This window comes from Halomonas sp. ANAO-440 (genome assembly GCF_019915905.1).
Classification (GTDB): domain Bacteria; phylum Pseudomonadota; class Gammaproteobacteria; order Pseudomonadales; family Halomonadaceae; genus Halomonas; species Halomonas chromatireducens.
On record NZ_JAHXBV010000021.1, the window covers coordinates 1 to 22,445 of the forward strand.

The following is a 22,445-nucleotide window of genomic DNA, read 5'->3' on the forward strand; positions in this document are numbered from 1 at the left end:
CGCGCCCAAGGCGGAAGCCAAGCCCGAGCAGCCGAAGGCCGAGCAGCCCGGTGAGGCAGACGCGGATGCCGACGCCCCCAAGGACGAAACGCCGGCACAGCGCCGTCGGCGCCGTCGCGCTCACAACGATCCGCGGGAGATCCGCCGTCGTGAGCAGGAAGCCAAGGCCCAGGATGGCAAGCAGGGCTGACGCCCGCCTGCCGTAAAGGAAACGCCCGCGCATTTGCGCGGGCGTTTTCGTTTCGATGGCTGTCTTTCGACGACGGGCGAGCGACGACGGACTATCTATGACGGACTGTCCATCACGAACTATGGAGGCAGTGGCAATCAGCCCGCCAGGCGTGGCTCGCGCTCGAGTTCGACACTGAAACGCTCGGCCACCTGGCCGGCCACCGCTGCGGCAAAGTCCAGCAGCTCTGCGGCGCTGCCGCCACCAAAGTGGACCAGCACCAGGGCCTGGCGGTCGTGTACGCCGAAGTGCCCTTGCCGCCAGCCCTTGAGGCCACAGCGTTCAATCAGCCAGCCAGCCGCCAGCTTGATACGACCATCCGGCTGGGTGAAGTGCGGCAATTCCGGATAGGCCGTCAGCAGTCGATCGGCTGCCTCCCGGCTCACCAGGGGGTTCTTGAAGAAGCTGCCTGCATTGCCGAGCAGTGCCGGGTCGGGCAGCTTTTCGCGGCGCACCCGGCAGACGCCCTCGGCCACCTGCAGTGCCGTCGGAGCGTCGCCGACCCGGCTGGCCAGGTCGCCGTACTCGAGCCGCGGACGCGGCGTTCGGGAGAGGCGGAGCACCAGGCGGGTGATTACCACCCTGCCCGCGAGCTCATGCTTGAAGATGCTGTCGCGATATCCGAAGGCGCACTCCCCTGGCGTCAACACCTGTTCACGAGCGTCGTCCATGTGGATCAGGTGCACGGCCTCCAGCACATCGCAGAGCTCCACGCCGTAGGCGCCGATATTCTGGATCGGTGCGGCGCCACAGTGTCCCGGGATCAGCGCCAGGTTCTCGATGCCCCATAGCCCGTCAGCGGCCAGGGCCATGACCAGCGCATGCCAGTTGACCCCGGCCCCGGCATGCACCAGCACCTGGTCCGGCATCTCCTCCAGCCACCAGTCATCCAGGGCCGGCTGCAGCACCAGCCCCGGCAGCCGCTCCGGCAGGATCAGATTGCTGCCACCGCCCAGTAACGTCACCGGCGAATCCTGCTGCGTGGCCTGCATCAGGAGCGCCTGCAGCGCATGAACGCGGTTCGGTGCCGCGAAGGCCTCGGCGACACAGGGCAGCCCCAGGGTGTTGGCGCGGCTCAGGTCATGGTCGGTCAGGATCTCACCGCTCAAGACGGCTGCGCCTCGAGTCGCTGGCGAATCTCCTCGATCAGCCCCCTGGAAGCCGCATCAACCAGGTCCAGTACCTCCTCGAAGCCCTGCTCGCCCCCGTAGTAGGGATCGGGCACCTCGCGCCCGGCATGGCCGGCGAAGTCAAGAAACAGCCCCACATGGGCCCGGCAGCCGGCGGGGCGCTGCTCGTGCAGCGCCGCCAGGTTGGCCTGATCCATGGCCAGCAGGTAGTCGAAGCGGTTGAAATCGTCTGCCGCAAGCTGGCGAGCCCGCAGGCTGCCCAGGTCGACGCCCCGCCGCATGGCGGCTTCATGGGTCCGGGGGTCAGGCGCCTTGCCAACGTGCCAGGCAGCGATGCCGCAGGAGTCGACCTCGACCCGTTCGGACAGGCCGGCGGCTTCCAACTGCTGGCGAAAGACGCCTTCGGCAGTAGGGGAACGGCAGATATTGCCAAGGCAGACAAACAGTACGCGCATGGCGAGCTCCTCAGTGATTCCGGGCCAGCAGCGATCTGACCCGCTCAAGATCCTCGACGGTATCCACCCCGGCAGGATTGGGCAGCGCCGCCAGGGCGACCTGAATGGCATGGCCGTGATGCAGCGCCCTCAACTGCTCGAGCTGCTCGAGCTGCTCCAGGGGCGACGGCGTCCAGTCGCCATATTGCGCCAGGAAGCCGGCGCGATAGGCATACAGCCCTATGTGGCGCAGCCATCCATCGGTCTCGAGCCAGTCGGGGCGCGAGGCGAACGCCTGGCGGTCCCAGGGGATGGGGGCGCGGGAGAAATAGAGAGCCCGTCCGGAGAGGGCCCGCACCACCTTGACCACATTGGGATTGAACAGCGTGCCCACATCGGCGATCGGCTCGGCCAGGGTTGCGATGGAGGCCTCGGGGTCGTCGAAAAGCCTTGCCGCCACCTGATCGATCAATTGCGGCGGGATCAGCGGCTCGTCGCCCTGAACGTTGACCAGTACCGCTTCGTCCGCAAGGCCCAGCCGTTCGGCCACTTCGGCGAGTCGATCGGTACCCGACGGATGGTCGGCCCGGGTCATCACGACCTCGGCATCGAAGGGCGCCAACGCTTCGCGGATACGGGCATCGTCTGTCGCCACGATCACACGCTGGGCGGCGCTTTCACAGGCACGGCGCCAGACGTGCGCCACCATGGGCTCGCCGGCAATGTCGAGCAGCGGCTTGCCCGGCAGCCGCGACGCAGCGAAGCGAGCCGGGATCACGGCAATGAACGCATTGGCCGCGTCCCCCATCAGGCGCCTCCCATGCGTCCGGGTGATGTCGGCAGCTTTTCATCGACATCCAACTGACGGGCTTCTTCGGGCAGCATGACGGGGATACCATCGCGAATCGGATAGGCCAGGCCATCGTAGAGGCAGTGCAGTTCCTGGGCCTCACGATCATACTTGAGCTTGCCCTTGCACAGCGGGCAGACCAGCATCGCCAGCAGTTCCTTGTCCATCTTGTACCTCCGCGGTGAACGGTGACCGTCGCCAGACAGTGGCCACGGTATCGTATAGGTTATCGTAGCGCTTCCAGCCGAGCATCCAGCCATGCCGCGAATCCGGCATCCGGCTGCGCTTCCACCTCCAGCACCCAGCTGTCGGCCGGCGCAAGGAACTGGCATTTCTCGGCATCCTTGGCCGTCATCACCACCGGCAGCCCGTCGTCAAAGGCAAGGTCCCGCGCGGTGAAGGCGTGATGGTCGGCCATGGCATGAGGCCGGACCTCTATTCCCATCTCTGCCATAGTGGCGAAGAAGCGGCCCGGGTTGCCGATACCCGCCACCGCATGGACCGGCCCCGAGAAAGGCAGCGGCAAGAGAGGAAAGCGTGAATCGTCCTGCAGTGCGCGCCACTGCATCGGCGCCAGCCGAAAGGTCCAGCCCCGCTCGGGCATGGAAAAGGATGGGGCGCCGTTGACCAGCACCGCATCCACCTCCTCCAGTCGGGCCAGCGGCTCGCGTAGCGGACCTGCCGGGAGGCAGCGTCCATTGCCGAAGCCACGCCGTCCATCGACGATGACCAGCTCCATATCACGGCCCAGCGCCAGGTGCTGCAGCCCATCGTCACTGATCAGGATATCGCACCCCGCCTCGACCAGCGCCTTGCCGCCACGCGGACGATCCGGGTCCACCACCACGGGCAGCCCGGTCTGGCGTGCCAGCATGCGCGGTTCGTCGCCACAGCGATCGACCGGCGTCGTCTCGGTCACCCGCAGCGGGTAGTCGGTGGCGCTGCCGCCATAGCCCCGCGAGACGATACCCGGGCGCCAGCCCCGCTCGGCCAGGTGCCGCCCCAGCCAGGCCACCATTGGCGACTTGCCGGTGCCACCGAGAGTCAGGTTGCCGACCACGATCACCGGCACCCCGGCCCGCCATGTCCTGCGCCTGCCGCTGCGGTAGGCGGAGACCCGGCGCGCCACCGCGAGACGGTAGAGGGATTCCAGGGGACGCAGCAGCCTGAGCCAGCCAGCGCCGCCATAGGCGGCTTCCAGCCAGCGCTCTGCCACCCTCCCCTTCATGGCGTCGGGGTCTCCTGGAACTGCAGCCGGTGGAGAGCGGCATAGGCACCGTCTCGGGCCAGCAACTGATCGTGGGAACCCTGTTCGACGATACGGCCCTGCTCCATGACCAGGATGCGATCGGCCCGCTCGATGGTGGAGAGCCGATGGGCGATGACCAGAGTGGTCCGGCCCCGGCACACCGTCTCCAGCGCCTGCTGGATATAGCGCTCCGACTCGGTGTCCAGCGCCGACGTGGCCTCGTCGAGGATCAGCAGCGGCGCATCCTTGAAGATAGCCCGGGCGATGGCCAGTCGCTGACGCTGGCCGCCGGAGAGCATGACTCCGTTGTCGCCTACCACAGTGTCATAGCCCTGGGACAGCGGTTCGATGAACTCGTGGGCATGGGCCGCCCGAGCGGCGGCCTCGATGGCAGCCGGGTCCGCATCCGGAACGCCGTAGGCGATATTGTCGGCGATGCTGGCATTGAACAGGGTGACCTGCTGAGAGACCAGGCCGATCTGGCGTCGCAGCGGCGCCAACCGATACTCGTCAATGGGCACGCCGTCTATCAGCACGCGCCCCGCAGTGGGACGATAGAAGCGCGGCAGCAGCCCCACCAGGGTCGACTTGCCACTTCCCGAACGCCCCACGATGGCGATCATCTCACCGGCCTTGACCGTCACGTCGATGCCCTTGAGTACCTCGGGCTGGTCGTCGCCATAGCGGAAGTGCACGTCCTGCAGCTCCACCTGCCCCTCGAGCCGTCCCGGCTCTCGGGTGCCTTCATCGCGTTCGGGAGGCACTTCGAGCAGCCCGAACAGCTCGGCCGCGGCGGCGATGCCCTTCTGGATCTCGCTGTTGACCTCGGTGAGCTGACGCACCGGCTTGGCCATCAACGAGGCAGCGGTGATGAAGGCGACGAATTCACCGGGGGTCATGTCGTCGAGCAGGGCCGGGGACATCGCCAGCCAGACCAGCACCGCCAGCGACAGCGCCACCAGCAGCTGGATGACGGGCGTGCTGATGGCCTTGGTCAAGGCCTCCTTCATGCTCTGCTGGCGATTGTAGTTGCTGGCCTCGGCGAAGCGGGCCTTTTCATACTCCTCGGCCCCGTGGGTTCGCACCACGCGATAGCCGGAAAGGGCCTCCGATGCCACGTGGGTAACGTCGCCCATGGAGTGCTGTATACGCTGTGAAATGCGCCGGAAGCGCTTGCTCGCATATCTCACTACTCCCGCGATCAGGGGAGTCACGGTCATGAAGAGCAGCGTCAGCATCCAGTTGGTCCACATCAGGTAGCCCAACAGGCCGATGACGAACAGGCCTTCACGCAACACGATGGTGACCGCCTTGGTCGCCGCTCCGGTCACCTGCTCGACATGATAGGTGACCCGGGAGATGAGATGGCCGCTGGAGTGGGAATCGAAGAAGCGGCCCGGCAGATGCAACATGTGGTTGAACACATCGCAGCGCAGCGCATGCACCACGTTACGCGCCACGTTGCTCATGAAATAGGTGCCGAGAAAGGTACCCAGCCCCCGGGCGGCAAACATGCCGACCACGAACAGCGGCAGAAAAAGACGAAAGGCGGCGTCCGGGCTCTGGATACCATCGATCAGGCGCTTCATCATTTCCGCCAGGGCGGTACTGGAAGCGGCGTAGATGGCATAGCCGACAATGGCGAGGCCAAAGGAAACCCAGTGGGGCTTCACATAGCCCAGCAGGCGCTTGTATAGGGTCCAGCCCGAATCTTGGGTACCGGGTCGTGTCACGGTGTCTCCGCTTGGGTAGGTGTAGCCTGGGGCTCACGGGTCGCGATTCGCACCTGCCGGATGCCCAGCGCGCCTGCCTGGTCCAATGCACGCACCACGTCCGCATGCATGGCCCGCGCGTCGGCCTCGAGCACCAGGCCGTGCATGCGTGCCTGCTCTGCTTCGGCAGTCAGCGCCTGGTTCAGCTCGGCGGCGCTCAGCTCGCGCTCACTCAGCCGATAGCGCCCCTGCTCGGTAACGACCAGGGTCACCGGCGACAGCTCCAGGTCGGCGCCCGCCACGCTCTCGGGCAGTTCGAGCTCCAGCGCCTGGCGGGTTTCGAAGGTAGTGGACACCATGAAGAAGATCAGCAGCAAAAAGACGACGTCTATCAGCGGAGTGAGGTTGACCTCCACCGGGTCGCGGCGACGGCGCGCAAATCTCACGACTGCTTGCCCCCCGGCGCGAGGCGACCATCGGCCTCGACACGCTCCCCCTCGCCGCCATCGGACAAGGTCACGTTGCCCTGATAGTGGGCGATGAACTCGACCACCTGGCTAGCCTGCTCCTCCATGCGCACCGTTATATCCTCGACCCGCCGCTGAAAATAGCGATGGAACATCAGCGCGGGAATGGCCACGGTAAGGCCCGCCGCCGTGGTCACCAGGGCGCGGGAGATGCCGCCGGCCAGGTCGGCGGTACGGCTTGCCCCATCGCCGGCAACGATGACTGAAAACACCTCGATCATGCCTACCACGGTCCCTAGCAGGCCGATCAGGGGCGTGATGGCCGCAATGGTTCCAAGAGGGCTCAGGAAGCGCTCCATATCATGGATTACAGCGGTCGCGGCCTCCTGCAGGCGGGCACGCACCTGCTCATGACCCAGGCGGGCATTGCGCAGGCCGGCGGCCAGCACGCCGCCCAGCGGTGAGTGCCCCTCGAGCCAGTAGAGATTGACCTGGCCACGGGATACCAGGGAGCAGACCTCCTGCCCCAGGCCATAGGGTGCAATACGCTTGGCGCGCAGGGTCCACAAGCGCTCGATGATGATAACCGTTGCCAGCAACGAACAGCCCAGCAGCGGAATCATCAACCACCCCCCGGCGATGAGCGCATCCATCATGTTCATCCAACCCCTCCTTACGTAGCCACGACGGCTGCGGTCAGTGGGGCGATTCTACCGCATGGCACTCACCTTCGACACCGCTGCGGCGCCAGGGCATGACACGCGTGGCCTGAATGAAGGACTCCCTTTCTCTTCCGAGCCAAAGGGTCACGGCCCCGTCGAGAGCGGTACTCCACTGGCAGCTCCCCGCTCGACGAAAGCGTCGCACCACTTCATCGTGCGGATGACCGAAGGCGTTATGGCGACCGGCGCTATAGATCACGTGTCGAGGCGCCAGGGACTGAACCAGCTGAGGCCCCGAACTTGTCCGGCTGCCATGATGGCCCGCCAGCAGCGCCGTCACCGGACGCTCGACGTCGAGCAGAAAGGCACGCTCCACCTCGCGGCCGACATCGCCGGTGAGCAGCAGTCGATCAGCCCCCACCGTCACCTCAAGGACGCAGGAGCGATCATTGCTGGAAAGTGCCGCGGTATCCTCGGGCGGCCACAGCACCCGATAGGTCACCCCATCGCGCTGCCAGTGCTGCCCCCGGAGACAAGGTGTAAAGGGTACGTCGATCGTCTCCCCCGGCGGTGCGAGAAACTCACCCACGAGATGCTCCTCCGCCAGCAGCGGCACCCCACCAGCATGATCGATATCATCATGGCTGACCATGACGCGGTCGAAGCGCTGCCCTGGCGGCCACAGCGCAGCCAGCGGAGCGAAGCCGGACGCGAAGCGCGGCCCGGCATCATACAGCATGCGGTAGTTGGCGCTGCGCAGCTCCACCAGTTGACCCTGCCCAACATCCTGTATCCGCACCCGCAGCGAACCGGGCTCCTGGGTTGGCTCCGCCAGCCCCAGCATCGCCGGTACCAGCAGCAGACTGCCACCGACACGCAGCGTCGCCGCCAGTCCCGGGAGTGCCCATAGCAGGGCGATCAGCCCCAGCATGAGCGCCAGCGGCAGAATCATCTCTGTTGACGGCCACCACAACGGTAACCAGGCGACCGCGAGTTCGAGCAATGCGATCAACGCCAGAGTGATGCGCTCGAAGAGCCACCAGCACAGAGTGGAAAGCACCGGCACCGGCGTGAGCAGCCAGCCCAGCAGACCCAGCGGGACGAGCAGGGAGCTGACGACCGGTACGGCCACCAGGTTGACGACCGGTGCGGCGGGGGCCAGCCGAGCGAAGGCAAGCAGCACAGCTGCCGCCATCAGCGGCGCCAGCAACAGCTGGGTTCGCAGCAGCGCCCAGGCCCATCCACGGGCGCCTGCAGGCCGCGGCCGCCCCTGCCAGATCACGATCAGCAGCGCCACGGCGATAAAAGACAGCCATAAACCGGGGCGCCACACCGATAGCGGGTCCAGTACCACGATCAGCCCCAGCGCCAGCCACCAGGCCTGCCACGGACCCGGCGCATGGCGGCCGCTGGCCACCCAGAGACCGATCAAGGTCATGATCATGGCCCGCATGGCCGGGGGCTGCAGCCCTGCCAGCCAGGCATAGCCGATGGCCACTACACCGGCCAGCCACCAGGGCCAGACCGCCAGCCGCCAGCGCCGTGGAGCGACCAGCCGTGCAAGCCCCCGCGCCATGAGCAGTGTAAAGGTCGCCACCAGCCCCACATGCAGCCCCGAAATCACCATCAGGTGTGTGGTGCCACTGGCATTGAGCAGATCCCACTCTTCCCGCGTAAGACGCTCACCCGCACCCAGCGTCAGCGCCGCCAGCCAGCGTGTCGTCAGCGGCGGCAGCTGTCGTGCTTCGAGATGCGCCAGTGCCAGCCGCCGCGGGGAAACATCCGCCGGCTGAATACGTTCGGGCGGTGGTTCGCTGCGTACATAGCCGGTGGCCTGAATCCCCTCGCGCCACAGCCAGGCCCCGTAGTCGAACGCCCCTGGGTTGGCGAAGCCACCGGGGGGGCGCAGCCGAACGGTCAGGGCCCATCGTTCTCCCGGTGACATCTCGGGGGCCTGGTAGTGGCTGAGACGCACTCGGCGCAGCCGATCGCAGGGCAGACCCTCGTCCGCCAGGGGACGGCACTCCTCGACGCGCACCAGCAACCGCGTCAAGTGATCCTCTTCCTCGACAGATTCCAAGCGCCCTTCCAAGGCCAGATCGACACGCAGCAGGCCCAAGGGCAGATCGCCCCCCTTGGCCAGGAGAACCTGCCCCGCCGTCAATGCCACGAGCAGGACCAGTCCCACGCCTCGCCAGTTGCCTCTGGCCAGCAGCAGCAAAAGCGCAAGGCACCATAGTTCCACCAGGCCCTGAGGCACCCACCAACCCAGACCGACACCCGCCATGGCAGCTAAAGCTGCCGGTAACGCCATGCCAATTCGCATTCCCTTGCCCTTATCCCCGCCCCCCGACTGTCCACTCAGCGAGCCGCTGAACAATAGCCGGCCAGCCCTGGCATATCGACGCTTTCCTCCTGCCAACACCCACATACGGCATGGCGAGACAGCACCCTTCCATGGATAATAGCCGGGTCCCGAAGCAGCGAGCCAATCCGTCATGCCGCGCAGATTCCTGCAGCGCTACATGCCTCACCCCGAAACGCTCAGACGCCAGCGCTCGCTGCGTTTTGTGAGCCATATCATCGGCGACCCCGGCCTCTGGGCGCTGTCACGTCGCACCGTGGCCAACGCTTTCTCGGTTGGACTCTTCAGCGCCATGCTACCGATTCCCTTCCAGATGGTTGTAGCGGCATTTGGTGCCTGGCTGTTGCGCTGCAACCTGCCACTCTCGGTGGGGCTGGTATGGATCACCAATCCTCTCACCATGCCGTTGATTTTCTATGGCAATTATCGCCTGGGCGCCTGGCTGATGAATACCCCAGTCCGGGAGGCACCAGCCAGAGTTTCGACCCGCTGGATCGCCGACCGCATGGCCGACATCCTGCCGGCCCTGGCGCTTGGCTCGGTGGTATCGGCTATCGTCTTCGCTATCGTGGGCAATGTAATCATCAGGCTGGTCTGGCGATGGCATGTCTCACGCAGCTGGAAGCTGCGCGCCTTGAGACGCCGCCAAGCGCGCCTGGACAGGGAAGATTGAGCCCGGCCAGCGGCCGGGCTCGGGTCAGTATCAGAGAGGGTCGTGCTGCTCGGTGAGACGCCCGCCATCGAGCTTGAGTACGCGATCCTGGTGTGCAGCCATGGCAGGGTCGTGGGTCACGATGACAAAAGCACAGGCCGTGGTTCGGGCCAGCTCGTCCATCAGTGCCAGGATGCTGGCGGCCGTGGTCTGGTCCAGGTTGCCGGTGGGCTCGTCCATCAGCACCAGGCTGGGATCAGTTACCAGCGCTCTGGCGATGGCAACCCGCTGACGCTCGCCGCCAGAGAGCTCCCCCGGCTTGTGGTCGGCTCGCTCGGCGATACCTACCCTGATCAGCAGTTCCCGGGCCCGCGACTCGGCCGCCTTCTTCCTCTGCCCACGCACGATCAACGGCAGCGCGGCATTCTCCAGGGCAGTGAACTCTGCCAGGAGGTGATGGAACTGGTAGACGAAGCCGATATGCCGGTTACGAAAGCGACCCAGTGCCGTCTCACCAAGATCGAGCAGTGATTCATCGGCGATGCGTACCTCTCCCCGGCTGGGCCGATCCAGGCCTCCCAACAGGTTCAGCAGCGTCGTCTTGCCGGAGCCCGAGCTGCCGACGATGGCGACCCGCTCTCCCGCCCGCACTTCCAGCTCAAGCCCCTCAAGCACGGTGACATCCTGGGGACCTTCGCGATAAATGCGGGTCAGGTCATGGCATGCCAGCATTATCTTGCCCTTGGCGTTCGCCGCCTGGGTCATGGCGCTCTCCTTCACGGTGGCCGGATCATTCATAGCGCAGCACCTCGGCGGGCTGGACACGTGCCGCTCGCCACGCCGGATAGATCGTCGACAGGAACGTCAGCCCGAAGGCGGCAGCAACGATGTCTCGCACATCGGACCAGTGCAGGCGTGACGGCAGGTCACTGATGAAGTAGACCCCGGCGTCGAGGAACTTGATGCCCAGGGCCGACTCCACCCAGCCGATCAGGTCCGAGATGGTCAGCGCCAGCAGCACGCCGAACCCGACGCCCACGGCAATCCCGATGACCCCGATCGCCATGCCCTGCACCATGAAGATGCCCATGATCGAGCGGGGCGTAGCACCGATGGTTCGCAGGATGGCAATATCGGCATGCTTGTCGGTAACCACCATTACCAGGGTCGAGACGATATTGAAGGCCGCCACCGCAATGATAACGGTCAACAGCAGCGCGATCATGCGCTTCTCCATCTGGATCGCCTGGAACAGGTTGCCGTGGGTGAAGGTCCAGTCGGTACCGCGATAGCCAGTGCCGAGCTGATTGATGATGGCCCGGGTCTCGCTGGCGGCGACAAAGAGGTCGTCTAGCTCCAGACGCAACCCTCCTACCGCATCGCCCAGGCGGGCAAGGGTCTGCATGTCCTCGATGTTGGCATAGGCGAGGTTGGCATCCAGATCGGCGCCAACGCTGAAGATGCCGCTTACCGTGAAGCGCTTGAGGCGTGGAAAGACCCCCGCCGGGGTGATCGAGGCCTCCGGCACCAGCAGAGTAACCCGGTCGCCCACCCCGACGCCCAGATGTCGGGCCAGCAGGGAGCCCAGCACCACATTCCATTCGCCGGGGGCCAGATCATCGAGGCTACCCTGCTGCATGTGCCGCCCGATAATCGAGACGCGATCCTCCCATTCAGGGTGGATACCGTTGACCATGGCGCCCTCGTTGCGACCCGCCGAAGAGAACATTCCCTGCTGTTCAACGAAGGGTGCCGCACCGATCACCCGCTCGCGCTGCATCAGCTCTTCAGCCAGGGCCTCCCACTCCACCAGGCCGGCGCGCGACTCGATCTTGGCATGGGGCACCATGCCCAGGATGCGGGTGCGCAGCTCGTGATCGAAGCCGTTCATCACCGACAACACGAGTATCAGCACCGCCACGCCGAGCATCAAGCCCAGCATCGAGGTCAATGAAATGAATGAGATGAAGTGATTGCGGCGCTTGGCGCGCACATAGCGCAATCCGATCAACAGTGGCAAGCGGTCGAGCATGATGAGCGTTCCTTGTCAGCGGGGGGTCATGGTACGGTTTTTTGCCGTCCACTGCACCGGGTAGGATTACGTTTCCCCTATGCTTGCAACATTACCCGGCTGGGCCTACATTGCGCCGACTCGGCGATAGGACGCCGGACGACGAGACGCAAACCAGAGGCTCCCACCATGGCCAACCGCCTGCTTCCCGAATGGCACCCTCAGGACGCCATCCAGCTCACCTGGCCCAGCGCTACCAGCGATTGGGCGCCACTACTCGAGCGCATCGAGGCCACGATGGAAAACATCGTGGTGGCAGTCGCGCGCTACCAGTCCGTCGTGATCAGCGTGCCATCGACCGCGACACGCCACCACCTGCGGCGTCGCTTCGCCTACCTCGGCGTTCCTGCCGAGCGATTGCACCTGATCGTCGCCCCGGCCGATGACACCTGGACCCGAGACCATGGCCCCATCGGCATCGAGCGCGACGGTAGTCCCGCGCTGCTCGACTATATCTTTAACGGCTGGGGCGGCAAGTTCGAGGCCGAGCGCGACAACGGACTGACTCAGCGTCTGGCCGACGCAGGCATCTACGCCTGTGCGGCCGAAAGCCGGGACGTCATTCTTGAAGGGGGCGCCATCGAGACCGACGGCGAAGGCACCCTGCTCACCACAGAGGCCTGCCTGCTCAACCCCAATCGCAATCCGCAGCTCGACCGAGAGGCCGTGGAAGCCATGCTCACCGCCGATTTTGGCATAGAGCGTGTGCTATGGCTGGCTAATGGCCATCTGGAAGGTGACGACACCGACAGCCATATCGATACCCTGGCCCGTTTCTGCGACCCGACCACCATTGCCTACGTTCGCTGCGATGACGAAGCCGACGCGCACTATCCGGCCCTGGCCGCCATGGAGGCCGAACTGCAGACATTCAGGCGTGCCAATGGCGAGCCCTATCGCCTGGTGCCGCTGCCCTGGCCGCGGCCCTGTTTCGATCCAGTCGATGGACATCGCCTGCCGGCCACCTATGCCAACTTCGTTATCATCAACGGTGCAGTGCTGGTACCCACCTACGGCGATGCCGCCGACAGCCGGGCGCTCGTTGCCCTGGGAGATGCCTTTCCCGTCCGCGACATCGTGCCGATCGACTGTACCAGCGTAATCCGACAGCACGGCAGCCTGCACTGTCTGACCATGCAGCTCCCTCGGGGCAGCCTGGCGACACACACCTGAATCAAAGGCGACGCTCATGCCTTGGGATGTTGCAAGGCATGAAGCGCAGGGTGCCAGAGTCAAGTCGTTGAGGAGGTCCTACGCCATGGAAGGCGTCGGTAGCGTACAGGGAAGTATTCACAGCGCCTTCTCGAAGACTTGACGCAAGGCCAACCCGAGCGGTGGTCGCCATCTGCGATAGCCTTTAGATTAAGCCTAGAGCGTTGACACACGAGGAGAGTTTGCATCATGTCCCGTCATCTCAAGATCGGCCTTGTCCAGCAGCCCGCGTGGCTCGACAAGAGCAGAAGTCTCGCCGAGAGCGAGGCCGGCGTGCGCGAGCTGGCGGCCGCGGGCGCCGAACTGGTCATGCTTCAGGAGCTGCATGCCACGCACTACTTCTGTCAGTACGAAGATACGACGCTGTTCGACCTGGCCGAGCCGCTAGACGGCCCCACCGGCACTCGCCTGGCCGCACTCGCCGCCGAGCTCGATATCGTGCTGGTGGGTTCCCTGTTCGAGCGCCGCGCTCCCGGGCTCTACCACAACACGGCCGTGGTCTACGACCGCAGCCGCGGCCAGGTCGGCTACTACCGCAAGATGCACATCCCCGACGATCCGGGCTTCTACGAGAAGTTTTATTTCGCCCCGGGGGATCAGGACGACAGCCGCAAACAGGGTTTCCAGCCCATCGACACTTCGGTTGGACGACTCGGGCTCTTGGTATGCTGGGACCAGTGGTATCCGGAAGCGGCACGGCTGATGGCACTGGCCGGGGCGGAGCTGCTGCTCTACCCCACCGCGATCGGCTGGTGCCCCTCAGACGACAACGGCGAGAAGGCGCGCCAGAAGGAAGCCTGGACGCTGATCCAGCGCAGCCACGGCGTGGCCAATGGCCTGCCCGTGATCGTGGCCAACCGCGTCGGCCACGAGCCGGACCAATCCGGGGTTGGTGAAGGCATCGACTTCTGGGGCGGCAGCTTCGTCGCCGGGCCCCAGGGTGAGCTACTGGCCCATGCCGGCACCGAGGCCGAGCGCCTGCTGGTCACGCTCGACATGAGCCGCGGCGAAGACGTGCGGCGCATCTGGCCTTACCTGCGCGACCGCCGCATCGATGCCTATGGCGACCTGACGCGACGCTATCGCGACTGAGTGAAGCACTGCGGTTGATCCGGCGAAAACCGGAGTACTGGCAAGGAGGTGATGTTCTAGCACCTGTGGCTCCGCCGGGCGCCTGACGGCGCCAGTCCTGATGCGGAGCATTCCTCCTGCAGTGTTATTCTCGATTGAAGGTAGCTGTCTGTCACTTCCAGAAATCGCGGATCGAGGCAATGCCCTGGGCACCGACAGCGCGGGCGTGGTTGGCATCGAAGCGGGTCATGCCGCCCAAGGCGAAGACTGGCATGGCGGCACGCTCGACCAGCTGCTGGAAATCGTGCCAGCCCATGGGCGGCACCTCTGGATGGGATGGCGTCGTACGCAGCGGCGACAGGGTCACGAAGTCGCAGCCGATGCGCGAGGCCTGGGTCAGCTGCTTCTGGTCGTGGGTCGAAGCCGCCAGCCACTTGGCCTCCGAAATCGGACGTCGCTCCAGCGACATCAAGCGCTCACTGGTGAGGTGGATGCCATCGGCATCGACCTGCTCCAGCAGCGCGGGATCGGCGTTGAGGAGCAGCCTCGCCCCGTGCTCTCGGCACAGCGCCAGGGCTCGCTCGGCGCGGGCCAGGTAGGCCGCCTCGTCAAGGGACTTCGCGCGCAGCTGCACCAACCGCACGTTGTCCTCGACCAGCGCCCGAGCCAGGCGGGTCTCGAACACCGCGTCATCCGCCTCCTCCGCCGTGATGAAATATTCGGTGGGCAGCATCACGGCCTGGAGTATCGGCAGGTTGGCCGCCGGGAAGGGGTAGTTGACCAGTTCCTGGAGCGGCACCCAGCGTACCGCCTGGCCTTCGCGACCAAACGGTTCGCCGCTGAATTCATGCACCTGCCAGACATCCAGTAGAATGTGCTTGTCAGAGTATTCATGATGGATGCGGATCAGCGGCTGGGCACGCTTGATCTCGACACCCAGCTCTTCATGAAGCTCACGCTTGAGCCCTTCCAGCCCCGTCTCGTAGGGCGCCAGCTTGCCGCCGGGAAATTCCCACAGGCCGCCATGATCGACATTGGACGGACGACGGGCGATCAGTGCCTTATCGCCATCGCTGCTGACGATGGCGGCGGCCGCCACATGCACCCTTCTCTTAACCATTACGTTCATTAACCCTTTACCCGCTTGGCCCATGCCGTCCACCCGGCACAGGGTTGTTCGTCTGCCAAGCTCGCCTCAGCTGCGGTACTCGGCGTTGATGCTGACATAGTCGTGGGAGAGATCGGAGGTCCAGACCGTTGCGCTCTCTTCGCCACGCCCCAGGGTAATACGTATCACGATCTCTTCTTCGCTCATCACCCGACTGCCGGCTTCCTCGGTATAGCCTGCCGCCCTGCCGCCATGCTCGACCAGGCGAATGTCGCCCAGGTCAATGGTGACTCGCCCCACGTCGAAGTCCGTCACGGGAGCGCGCCCCACCGCCGCGAGGATCCGCCCCCAGTTGGCATCGGAAGCGAACAGCGCCGTCTTGACCAGGGGGGAATGAGCGACGGTAAAGGCGACGTCCAGCGCCTCCTCCCGACTCAACGCCTCGTTGACCTGCAGGGTCACGAACTTGGTTGCCCCTTCGCCGTCACGAATGATCGCCTGAGCCAGTTCGGTCATCACACGCTGCAGACCATTGCGGAACACCGCAATTTGCTCGTCACTGACCACCTCGGCGCCTCGCCCGGTGGCGATCAACATGCAGGCATCGTTGGTGGAGGTATCCCCATCGACGGTGATGCAGTTGAAGGAGCGGTCCACTGTCTCGCGCAGCAGTGCATCCAGCAACGGCTGTTCGATAGCGGCATCAGTGGCCACGAAGGCCAGCATGGTGGCCATATTGGGCTTGATCATGCCCGACCCCTTGCTGATGCCATTGATGATAACGGTACGGTCGCCCATTTCCAGGCTCACGCTGGCACCCTTGGGCCGGGTATCGGTGGTGAGGATACCCTCGCCTGCCTGTTGCCACGCCTCGGCGCCCTCGCCCAGGGACGACAGCGCCGCCGGCAGGCCGCCCAACAGCCGCTCCATGGGCAGCGGTTCGCCGATCACTCCGGTGGAAAACGGCAGTACAGCCTCCTCGCCGACGCCTGCCAGCCTTGCCAGTTCAGCGCAGGTGGCCTGGGCATCGCGCAGCCCCACCTCGCCGGTGCCGGCATTGGCATTACCGGTGTTGATCACCAACAGGCGTGGGCCCTCACCGCGCGACTGACACTCGGTCAGATGCTGCCTGGCCACCGTGACGGGAGCGGCACAAAAGGCATTTCGCGTGAAGCTGCCGGCCACCCTGGCGCCAGCTGGAATCTCGATGACCACCAGGTCCCGCCGTCCCGGCTTCTTGATGCCCGCCATGGCGGTGCCCAGGCGCAGCCCGTCTATCACCGGCATTGCCGGAAAGCGTGTCTCACCCACAGCCATGGAAAGTTTACTCCTCAATCAGTTAGGGCGATCAAATTGCCGAGCGAGATGAAGCGCCAGGCGCCAGGCATTCGATTCAGCTCAGCTGGCCGCAGCACTGCTTGTACTTCTTCCCCGAACCACAGGGACAGGGATCGTTACGACCGACCTTGGGTCCTTCGCGCCGAACCGGGCGGCCATCGGCACCCGGCGCCATGGCCGCCGGCGCACGCTCGTCGCCCTCTTCAGCCGGCGGAGCGTCATGCCGGCTGTTGGCCGCGGCCTTCTCACGCTCCAGCGCTTCACGCCGCTGGCGTTCCAGCTCGTCGACCTCCTCGGGCTTGCGCACGTGTACGTGACTCGTCACGCGGGTAATATCCGCCTTGATATTGGTCAACAGCGTCTGAAACAGCTCGAAGGACTCGCGCTTGTACTCCTGCTTGGGGTTCTTCTGAGCATAGCCGCGCAGGTGAATACCGCGACGCAGATGATCCATCGACTGGAGATGCTCCTTCCAGCGAGTGTCGAGAATCTGCAGCATGATCTGCTTCTCGAAGCGTCGGATCAGTGCCGCACCGGCCGCCTCGACCTTCTCCTCGTATGCCTTGCGATGCATCTCCCGCAGGCGTTCGCGCAGCTGCTCCTCATGGAAGCGGTCATCCTGCTCGGCCCACTCCACCACCGGCGCGTCGAGGTTGAACTCGCTGCGCAAGTGCTCCTGCAGCCCGGGCAAGTCCCACTGCTCCTGCAGGCTCTGGGGCGGCACGAAATCACTGATGGTCTGTTCCAGCACTTCATCGCGAATGCCCAGCACGTTCTGGGAGACGTCGTCGGAGGAGAGAATCTCGTTGCGTTGCTCGTAGATCACGCGCCGCTGATCATTGGCCACGTCATCGTATTCGAGCAGCTGCTTGCGGATATCGAAGTTGCGGCTTTCCACTTTTTTCTGAGCGCGCTCGACGGCGTTGGAAACCATCTTGTGCTCGATCGCCTCACCGCGCTCGAGACCTAGTGCCTTCATCATGCGCTGCACCCGGTCAGAGCCGAACAGGCGCATCAGGCTGTCTTCCATGGAGAGGAAGAAGCGAGTCGAACCCGGGTCGCCCTGGCGGCCCGCACGGCCGCGAAGCTGGTTGTCGATACGCCGCGATTCGTGGCGCTCGGAGCCGACCACATGCAGGCCGCCCGCTGCCAGCACCGCCTCGTGGCGGACACGCCACTCCTCCTTGAGCTGCTCGATCTGCTCGTCGGTGGGGTTCTCGATCTTGGCCGCCTCCGCCTCCCAGTTGCCGCCCAGCACGATATCGGTACCGCGACCGGCCATGTTGGTGGCAATGGTAACGGCGCCGGGACGGCCGGCCTGGGCGATGATCTCGGCTTCGCTCTGGTGCTGCTTGGCGTTGAGCACGTTGAAGGCGAGGCCGTCCTCCTTCATCAGATTGGCCAGGTACTCGGAAGTCTCGATGGATGCCGTGCCCACCAGCACGGGGCGCCCCGCCTCGGTCTCGGCCTTGACGTCCTTGATGATTGCCTCGAACTTCTCCTCGGCTGAGAGGTAGACCAGATCATTCAGGTCCTTGCGAATCAGCGGCCGGTTGGTGGGAATCACCACCACGTCCAGCCCGTAGATCTGGCGGAATTCGAAGGCTTCGGTATCGGCGGTGCCGGTCATGCCGGCCAGCTTCTCGTAGAGACGGAAGTAGTTCTGGAAGGTGGTCGACGCCAGCGTCTGGCTCTCGCGCTGTACGGGCACTCCCTCCTTGGCCTCCACCGCCTGGTGCAGACCCTCCGACCAGCGACGTCCCGGCATGGTTCGCCCGGTGTGCTCGTCGACGATAACCACCTGGTTCTCGGCAACGATATAGTCGACGTCACGCTGATAGAGATGCCGAGCGCGCAGCGCCGAATGCATGTGCTGCAGCAGGTTGAGGTTCTGGGCGGCGTACAGCGAGTCGTGCTCGCCCAGCAGCCCCTCTTCGCGCATCAACTCCTCGACCTTGTTGTGGCCCGATTCGGTGATCTCCACCTGTTTCTGTTTTTCCTCGATCAGGAAGTCGCCGCTGACCGGAACGTCCGGGTCCTCAGACACCTCTCCCTTGACCAGATGCTTCGCCAGCCGGTCCACCACCTGATAGAGCTCGGTGTTCTCGTCCACTGCACCCGAGATGATCAGCGGCGTGCGCGCCTCGTCGATCAGGATGGAATCGACTTCATCGATGATGGCGTAGTGCAGCCCCCGCTGAACCTTGTCCTCCAGCGAGAAGGCCATGTTGTCGCGCAGGTAGTCGAAGCCGTACTCGTTGTTGGTCCCGTAGGTGATGTCGCAGGCATAGGCGCTGCGCTTCTCCTCGGATGTCTGCCCCGCGTAGATGGTACCTACCGACAGTCCAAGGAACTCATACAGCGGACGCATCCACTCCGCATCGCGGCGAGCCAGGTAATCGTTCACGGTGACCACGTGCACGCCCTTGCTTGGCAGTGCATTGAGATAGACCGCCAGGGTGGCGACCAGGGTCTTGCCCTCACCGGTCTTCATCTCGGCGATGCGCCCGCGGTGCAGCGTCAGACCGCCTACCAGCTGGACATCGAAGTGACGCATGCCCATGACCCGCTTGCTCGCCTCGCGCACCGTGGCGAAGGCTTCGGGTATCAGCGAGTCGAGTGTTTCACCAGCCGCAAGGCGTTCGCGGAACTCGGCGGTCCGCGCCTGGAGCGCAGCGTCGTCCAGCGCCTCGAACTGAGGCTCCAGAGCGGTGGCCTCGGCGGCCTGGCGGTGCATTCGCTTGACTTCACGGTCGTTCTTGGAGCCGACGACCTTGCGTAAAAGAGAGTTGATCATGAAACGTCCAATATCGGCATATGACAATCGGCCAGTAGTGAAAGCGGACATGGCATAGCGCCAAGCCCCCACCGGCAGGAATCGATGGCTTCAGAGGTGGCGTCGCGGGCCAGGTGGGCCGCGGCGCGTCAGGACGTCATGAGCGGCAGGCCAGCACCGCCAGGGCGGCAGCTGCCGCGGAGGTCGGATACGACAAGCCATGACCCTTGGCTTGCGCGGTGGCCAGTGCGGCAACGCTCGACGGCGTGCCACGTAACGGCAGCGGGCACGCATCAGCGTCGGGGCCAGGATGCAGGTCTGGACCACCCGTTCCGCCAGCCGCAGGGTCTCCGCCTGGCTCAGCCCGGCGGGCAGCAGACAGCTCACCAACAGGCCGGCCAACCACCAGCGCGAGCGCTGTCGGCGGCGCGCCGCTGCCCCGGGGTTCGGGGCGCCGACGGTACGGCCTTGGGGCAGGACAGTGGTCATGCTGTAGCGTATCTCCCGAGCGTGCTAGGCTTTGCCGTAACCACGGGCGTTGGACATCAGGACAGCGGCCAAGGTCGCAATCGGCAACCTGGAGAAGGCGTTTGCCCCCGAGAATAAGCCCATGAGTATAAAGGTTAAGCGTTCACGCGCACAGCCCATGTCTCGCCTGCTTGGTGGCAACGGCGAATTGGCCCCGTTGATGCGCACGGCAAGGCTGATCGCACGGGCCCAGCAGCACCTGCGGGACAGCTTGCCGGAAGAGGTGAGCGAACATGTCCACGTCGGGGGATTTCGCGAAGGAAAATTGACGATCATCACCGACCGCGCCGTGTGGCTGACCTGGCTCCGCTATGAACAGCAGCGCCTGCTCACCCTACTCCATCAGCTGCCTGAATTCGCCGCTGTCACAGGATTCAACCTCAAGGTGAGACCGGTGCGCCCGCTCAAGGTGCCGGCGCGCCAGGTACGACAGCTGCCGACGCCAGCCGCCGACGAGATCGCCGCCTGCGCCGCCGACACCGAGGACCCCCGCCTCAAGCACGCCCTGGAGCGTCTCGCCTCCCACGCTCAGCCCCGCGACTAGACCAGCCTGCGCGGGATCGCGTCCGCACCCGCAGGCTCATAACAACCGATACCGCTCATTCCAGTCGATAGGTATCGCCCTCGACCTCGACTTCCTTGATGTCGGCAAACGAGACCATCACGCCCTGGATGTCGCCGGGCTCCCCGTCGTGCTCCGTCAATGTCGTCTCGGGAATGACCTTCACCCCGGTAGCCCCGACATGCTGAACACGGGCCGAGAACCGCTTGCCCTCACGCTCTACCACGACTCGCTCACCAAACATGCAGCGCCCAATCTGGACCAGTAGCTCGGCTTCATTCACTGGCTTGACGGCCATGTCTCTCCTCCCTGATACGTTTGCCCTTGATCGCTTGTCTACCCCAGTGACAAGGAAAAAGCTCATGAATTCACTGTGCTGCTAGTACTGTAGGCAATTCTTCACTCCTTCACCCGCAACCGAGCTTTTCGGGTGCCTGTGGCTAACCCACCGGTGCTAACGCTATGCTTTAACGAGACGCAACTTTCGCTAGTGACGCCGTGCTCAGTTGAAGCAACACCCTTATTCCAGGAACCGACATGTCTCTCAGCAAGACCCGCTCCAGTTTCTACCGCCGACTCTACGTGGCTCACCTGATAAGGACCGGAGTCGCCAGCGTGGCGGCCATCATCGAAGCAACCGGCATGCCGAGACGTACCGCCCAGGACACCATCTCGGCCTTGGCCGAGCTCGATATCCACTGCGACTTCGAGCCCGAACCCGGCAAGAGACACAACATCGGATGTTACGTAATACGTGACTGGGGCCCTATATCCCCTGAGTGGGTCGCCGCCCATGCCGACCGGCTTCGCCAAGCACTCGACTATCCCGCCATGTCATGAGACAGCTGTTCCCTTCCATCCTGCCACTGCAACATCGCCTGCCCAGGCTCGCCTTGCTGATGGTCGCCCTGCTGTCATCGGGTGGCTGTGTCAGCAACGCAACGCTGCAGTCGCCAGGCCCGGGGGCCGAAGAACCGAGAATCACGACGCATCAAGTCGTTGCCGACGATGGCTATCGGCTTCCTCTACGCCATTGGCCCGCCCAGGGCGAAGCCGGCAGCGTGGCTCTGGCAGTGCATGGTTTCAATGACCATGCCGGTAGCTTCAGCGTGCTTGCCGACGCCCTGACCCGCCAGGGCGTGGAAGTCTATGCTCATGACCAGCGTGGCTTCGGCACCACCGAACAGCGCCGTCTGTGGGCGGGGCACCAGCGGCTGAGCGATGACGTAGCTCTGCTCGCCGATTTGATGCGTGAACGTCATCCTCACACGCCCATCTACCTGATCGGCAAAAGCATGGGTGCGGCTATCGTGATACTCACCATGACCGGCGACGACCCTCCCCCGGTGGATGGCAGCGTATTGATCGCCCCCGCCGTGTGGGGACGAGAGGCGATGCCGTGGTACCAGCGGCTGGGGCTGTGGCTCGGTGTTCGCCTGATACCACAGGTGTCCTTCTCGGTACGCACCACGCGGCGCCTGGGAATCGAGCCCACCGATGACGAAGCGATCAAGCGCCAGCTGGCCCAGGATCCCTACATCCTGCGCAGCGCCCGTGTCGACACACTGGCCGGCTTGACCCAGGCAATGGGAAGGGCCCTGGAAGCCGCCAGCGAGATGCCGGGTCCGACACTGATCCTGTATGGCGATGAAGATCAGGTCATTCCCGAGGACGCCTATTGTGCCCTGCTGGAGCGCCTGCCGGATCACGAAGCCATACGCCTCGCCTTCTACCCTGGCGGCTATCACATGCTTACGCGTTACAGCCAACGCGAGCGCACCGAACAGGACCTGGTCGCCTGGCTCCATGACCCCCTCGCCGAACTACCCTCCGGTTTCGAAGTGGCGCGAGAGATTCCTCTGGCCACCCTTTGCGAGTAAGCCTCGAGCCGTGCCACACCGCGCTCTTCTTCCAGCGGCGAATCGCCTCGACCTGCTGGCGCCGGTCGTGCCGGCAAGAAGCGATAAAAAAAGCGGCGGGCAAGGCCCGCCGCAAACCACCGATCAGACAACTGACCGAGAGAGATGCC

At 64.7% G+C, this 22,445-nt stretch carries 23 protein-coding genes; 7 read left to right on the forward strand and 16 right to left on the reverse strand.

Annotation, left to right across the window (positions count from 1 at the left end; genetic code table 11):
• Positions 1 to 190: hypothetical protein (locus KZO25_RS14740; protein ID WP_223137542.1), on the forward strand; the 190-nt coding region annotated here is incomplete at its 5' end.
• A gap of 137 nt (positions 191 to 327) precedes the next feature.
• Here KZO25_RS14740 and murB read toward each other — a convergent pair.
• The 9 genes from murB to KZO25_RS14785 are packed head-to-tail and all read right to left on the reverse strand — an operon-like array spanning position 328 to position 9,047.
• On the reverse strand, positions 328 to 1,338 hold the full coding sequence (gene murB, locus KZO25_RS14745; RefSeq protein WP_223137543.1) for a UDP-N-acetylmuramate dehydrogenase: 1,011 nt from the start codon (positions 1,336 to 1,338) through the stop codon (positions 328 to 330).
• The gene (locus tag KZO25_RS14750) at positions 1,335 to 1,814 is read right to left on the reverse strand and encodes a low molecular weight protein-tyrosine-phosphatase (protein ID WP_223137544.1); all 480 of its coding nucleotides are present in this window, start codon (positions 1,812 to 1,814) and stop codon (positions 1,335 to 1,337) included. Before KZO25_RS14750 ends, murB begins: the two co-directional genes overlap by 4 nt.
• Positions 1,815 to 1,824: 10 nt before the next feature.
• Positions 1,825 to 2,601 carry a 3-deoxy-manno-octulosonate cytidylyltransferase gene (gene kdsB / locus KZO25_RS14755; protein WP_223137545.1) on the reverse strand — a complete coding sequence of 259 codons (777 nt, stop codon included), beginning with the start codon at positions 2,599 to 2,601 and terminating at the stop codon, positions 1,825 to 1,827.
• Positions 2,601 to 2,810, reverse strand: coding sequence for a Trm112 family protein (locus tag KZO25_RS14760; protein WP_223137546.1), 210 nt, complete (start codon positions 2,808 to 2,810; stop codon positions 2,601 to 2,603). Before KZO25_RS14760 ends, kdsB begins: the two co-directional genes overlap by 1 nt.
• 59 nt (positions 2,811 to 2,869) lie before the next feature.
• Positions 2,870 to 3,871: a tetraacyldisaccharide 4'-kinase gene (gene lpxK, locus KZO25_RS14765; protein ID WP_223137547.1), complete on the reverse strand. Its 1,002-nt coding sequence runs from the start codon at positions 3,869 to 3,871 to the stop codon at positions 2,870 to 2,872.
• Positions 3,868 to 5,625, reverse strand: a complete 1,758-nt coding sequence (gene msbA, locus KZO25_RS14770; RefSeq protein WP_066446527.1) for a lipid A export permease/ATP-binding protein MsbA — start codon at positions 5,623 to 5,625, stop codon at positions 3,868 to 3,870. Before msbA ends, lpxK begins: the two co-directional genes overlap by 4 nt.
• Entirely contained in the window at positions 5,622 to 6,050 is a 429-nt protein-coding gene (locus tag KZO25_RS14775) for an ExbD/TolR family protein (protein ID WP_066446519.1), read from the reverse strand. The genes msbA and KZO25_RS14775 overlap by 4 nt, the downstream gene beginning before the upstream one ends.
• On the reverse strand, positions 6,047 to 6,733 hold the full coding sequence (locus KZO25_RS14780) for a MotA/TolQ/ExbB proton channel family protein (protein ID WP_262489048.1): 687 nt from the start codon (positions 6,731 to 6,733) through the stop codon (positions 6,047 to 6,049). The genes KZO25_RS14775 and KZO25_RS14780 overlap by 4 nt, the downstream gene beginning before the upstream one ends.
• A gap of 34 nt (positions 6,734 to 6,767) precedes the next feature.
• A complete protein-coding gene (locus KZO25_RS14785) occupies positions 6,768 to 9,047 on the reverse strand; it encodes a DNA internalization-related competence protein ComEC/Rec2 (RefSeq protein WP_262489049.1) in 2,280 nt (759 codons plus the stop codon).
• Between the two features lie 184 nt (positions 9,048 to 9,231).
• Here KZO25_RS14785 and KZO25_RS14790 point away from each other — a divergent pair, with 184 nt between their 5' ends.
• Positions 9,232 to 9,771: a DUF2062 domain-containing protein gene (locus KZO25_RS14790; RefSeq protein ID WP_223137549.1), complete on the forward strand. Its 540-nt coding sequence runs from the start codon at positions 9,232 to 9,234 to the stop codon at positions 9,769 to 9,771.
• 30 nt (positions 9,772 to 9,801) lie between these two features.
• Here the strand turns inward: KZO25_RS14790 and KZO25_RS14795 are convergent, their stop codons facing one another.
• Positions 9,802 to 10,548: an ABC transporter ATP-binding protein gene (locus KZO25_RS14795; protein WP_223137550.1), complete on the reverse strand. Its 747-nt coding sequence runs from the start codon at positions 10,546 to 10,548 to the stop codon at positions 9,802 to 9,804.
• Positions 10,541 to 11,782, reverse strand: coding sequence for a lipoprotein-releasing ABC transporter permease subunit (locus KZO25_RS14800; RefSeq protein WP_066446510.1), 1,242 nt, complete (start codon positions 11,780 to 11,782; stop codon positions 10,541 to 10,543). Before KZO25_RS14800 ends, KZO25_RS14795 begins: the two co-directional genes overlap by 8 nt.
• 168 nt (positions 11,783 to 11,950) lie before the next feature.
• Here KZO25_RS14800 and KZO25_RS14805 point away from each other — a divergent pair, with 168 nt between their 5' ends.
• Positions 11,951 to 12,994 carry an agmatine/peptidylarginine deiminase gene (locus KZO25_RS14805; protein ID WP_223137551.1) on the forward strand — a complete coding sequence of 348 codons (1,044 nt, stop codon included), beginning with the start codon at positions 11,951 to 11,953 and terminating at the stop codon, positions 12,992 to 12,994.
• Between the two features lie 228 nt (positions 12,995 to 13,222).
• Positions 13,223 to 14,125: a carbon-nitrogen hydrolase gene (locus tag KZO25_RS14810; RefSeq protein ID WP_223137552.1), complete on the forward strand. Its 903-nt coding sequence runs from the start codon at positions 13,223 to 13,225 to the stop codon at positions 14,123 to 14,125.
• Positions 14,126 to 14,276: 151 nt separating this feature from the next.
• Here KZO25_RS14810 and KZO25_RS14815 read toward each other — a convergent pair whose 3' ends face one another.
• From KZO25_RS14815 to KZO25_RS14830, 4 genes are all read right to left on the reverse strand, one after another.
• Positions 14,277 to 15,224 (reverse strand): Nudix family hydrolase, encoded by a 948-nt coding sequence (locus KZO25_RS14815; protein ID WP_066446502.1) that lies wholly within the window; start codon positions 15,222 to 15,224, stop codon positions 14,277 to 14,279.
• 75 nt (positions 15,225 to 15,299) lie between these two features.
• Entirely contained in the window at positions 15,300 to 16,529 is a 1,230-nt protein-coding gene (gene argJ / locus KZO25_RS14820) for a bifunctional glutamate N-acetyltransferase/amino-acid acetyltransferase ArgJ (RefSeq protein WP_223137553.1), read from the reverse strand.
• A 76-nt stretch (positions 16,530 to 16,605) separates the two neighbouring features.
• Positions 16,606 to 19,347 carry a preprotein translocase subunit SecA gene (secA, locus tag KZO25_RS14825; RefSeq protein WP_066446256.1) on the reverse strand — a complete coding sequence of 914 codons (2,742 nt, stop codon included), beginning with the start codon at positions 19,345 to 19,347 and terminating at the stop codon, positions 16,606 to 16,608.
• A gap of 90 nt (positions 19,348 to 19,437) precedes the next feature.
• Positions 19,438 to 19,815 (reverse strand): hypothetical protein, encoded by a 378-nt coding sequence (locus tag KZO25_RS14830; protein ID WP_223137554.1) that lies wholly within the window; start codon positions 19,813 to 19,815, stop codon positions 19,438 to 19,440.
• A 121-nt stretch (positions 19,816 to 19,936) separates the two neighbouring features.
• Between KZO25_RS14830 and KZO25_RS14835 the strand changes: the two genes are divergently transcribed.
• Positions 19,937 to 20,398 (forward strand): DUF721 domain-containing protein, encoded by a 462-nt coding sequence (locus KZO25_RS14835; RefSeq protein ID WP_066452244.1) that lies wholly within the window; start codon positions 19,937 to 19,939, stop codon positions 20,396 to 20,398.
• Between the two features lie 55 nt (positions 20,399 to 20,453).
• Here the strand turns inward: KZO25_RS14835 and KZO25_RS14840 are convergent, their stop codons facing one another.
• A complete protein-coding gene (locus tag KZO25_RS14840; protein ID WP_066446254.1) occupies positions 20,454 to 20,714 on the reverse strand; it encodes a hypothetical protein in 261 nt (86 codons plus the stop codon).
• 239 nt (positions 20,715 to 20,953) lie between these two features.
• Here KZO25_RS14840 and KZO25_RS14845 point away from each other — a divergent pair, with 239 nt between their 5' ends.
• Both KZO25_RS14845 and KZO25_RS14850 read left to right on the forward strand, forming a co-directional pair.
• The gene (locus KZO25_RS14845; protein WP_066446245.1) at positions 20,954 to 21,256 is read left to right on the forward strand and encodes a helix-turn-helix domain-containing protein; all 303 of its coding nucleotides are present in this window, start codon (positions 20,954 to 20,956) and stop codon (positions 21,254 to 21,256) included.
• Positions 21,253 to 22,296 carry an alpha/beta hydrolase gene (locus KZO25_RS14850; RefSeq protein WP_223137555.1) on the forward strand — a complete coding sequence of 348 codons (1,044 nt, stop codon included), beginning with the start codon at positions 21,253 to 21,255 and terminating at the stop codon, positions 22,294 to 22,296. The genes KZO25_RS14845 and KZO25_RS14850 overlap by 4 nt, the downstream gene beginning before the upstream one ends.
• Positions 22,297 to 22,445: the final 149 nt, after the last annotated feature.

Coding starts and splice junctions, on each gene's coding strand:
- KZO25_RS14750 (WP_223137544.1), bottom strand. CDS start 1,814: ATGCGCGTACTGTTTGTCTGCCTTGGCAATATCTGCCGTTCCCCTACT.
- kdsB (WP_223137545.1), bottom strand. CDS start 2,601: ATGGGGGACGCGGCCAATGCGTTCATTGCCGTGATCCCGGCTCGCTTC.
- KZO25_RS14760 (WP_223137546.1), bottom strand. CDS start 2,810: ATGGACAAGGAACTGCTGGCGATGCTGGTCTGCCCGCTGTGCAAGGGC.
- lpxK (WP_223137547.1), bottom strand. CDS start 3,871: ATGAAGGGGAGGGTGGCAGAGCGCTGGCTGGAAGCCGCCTATGGCGGC.
- KZO25_RS14780 (WP_262489048.1), bottom strand. CDS start 6,733: ATGAACATGATGGATGCGCTCATCGCCGGGGGGTGGTTGATGATTCCG.
- KZO25_RS14785 (WP_262489049.1), bottom strand. CDS start 9,047: ATGGCGTTACCGGCAGCTTTAGCTGCCATGGCGGGTGTCGGTCTGGGT.
- KZO25_RS14790 (WP_223137549.1), top strand. CDS start 9,232: ATGCCGCGCAGATTCCTGCAGCGCTACATGCCTCACCCCGAAACGCTC.
- KZO25_RS14795 (WP_223137550.1), bottom strand. CDS start 10,548: ATGAATGATCCGGCCACCGTGAAGGAGAGCGCCATGACCCAGGCGGCG.
- KZO25_RS14800 (WP_066446510.1), bottom strand. CDS start 11,782: ATGCTCGACCGCTTGCCACTGTTGATCGGATTGCGCTATGTGCGCGCC.
- KZO25_RS14805 (WP_223137551.1), top strand. CDS start 11,951: ATGGCCAACCGCCTGCTTCCCGAATGGCACCCTCAGGACGCCATCCAG.
- KZO25_RS14810 (WP_223137552.1), top strand. CDS start 13,223: ATGTCCCGTCATCTCAAGATCGGCCTTGTCCAGCAGCCCGCGTGGCTC.
- KZO25_RS14815 (WP_066446502.1), bottom strand. CDS start 15,224: ATGGTTAAGAGAAGGGTGCATGTGGCGGCCGCCGCCATCGTCAGCAGC.
- argJ (WP_223137553.1), bottom strand. CDS start 16,529: ATGGCTGTGGGTGAGACACGCTTTCCGGCAATGCCGGTGATAGACGGG.
- secA (WP_066446256.1), bottom strand. CDS start 19,347: ATGATCAACTCTCTTTTACGCAAGGTCGTCGGCTCCAAGAACGACCGT.
- KZO25_RS14830 (WP_223137554.1), bottom strand. CDS start 19,815: ATGACCACTGTCCTGCCCCAAGGCCGTACCGTCGGCGCCCCGAACCCC.
- KZO25_RS14835 (WP_066452244.1), top strand. CDS start 19,937: ATGAGTATAAAGGTTAAGCGTTCACGCGCACAGCCCATGTCTCGCCTG.
- KZO25_RS14840 (WP_066446254.1), bottom strand. CDS start 20,714: ATGGCCGTCAAGCCAGTGAATGAAGCCGAGCTACTGGTCCAGATTGGG.
- KZO25_RS14845 (WP_066446245.1), top strand. CDS start 20,954: ATGTCTCTCAGCAAGACCCGCTCCAGTTTCTACCGCCGACTCTACGTG.
- KZO25_RS14850 (WP_223137555.1), top strand. CDS start 21,253: ATGAGACAGCTGTTCCCTTCCATCCTGCCACTGCAACATCGCCTGCCC.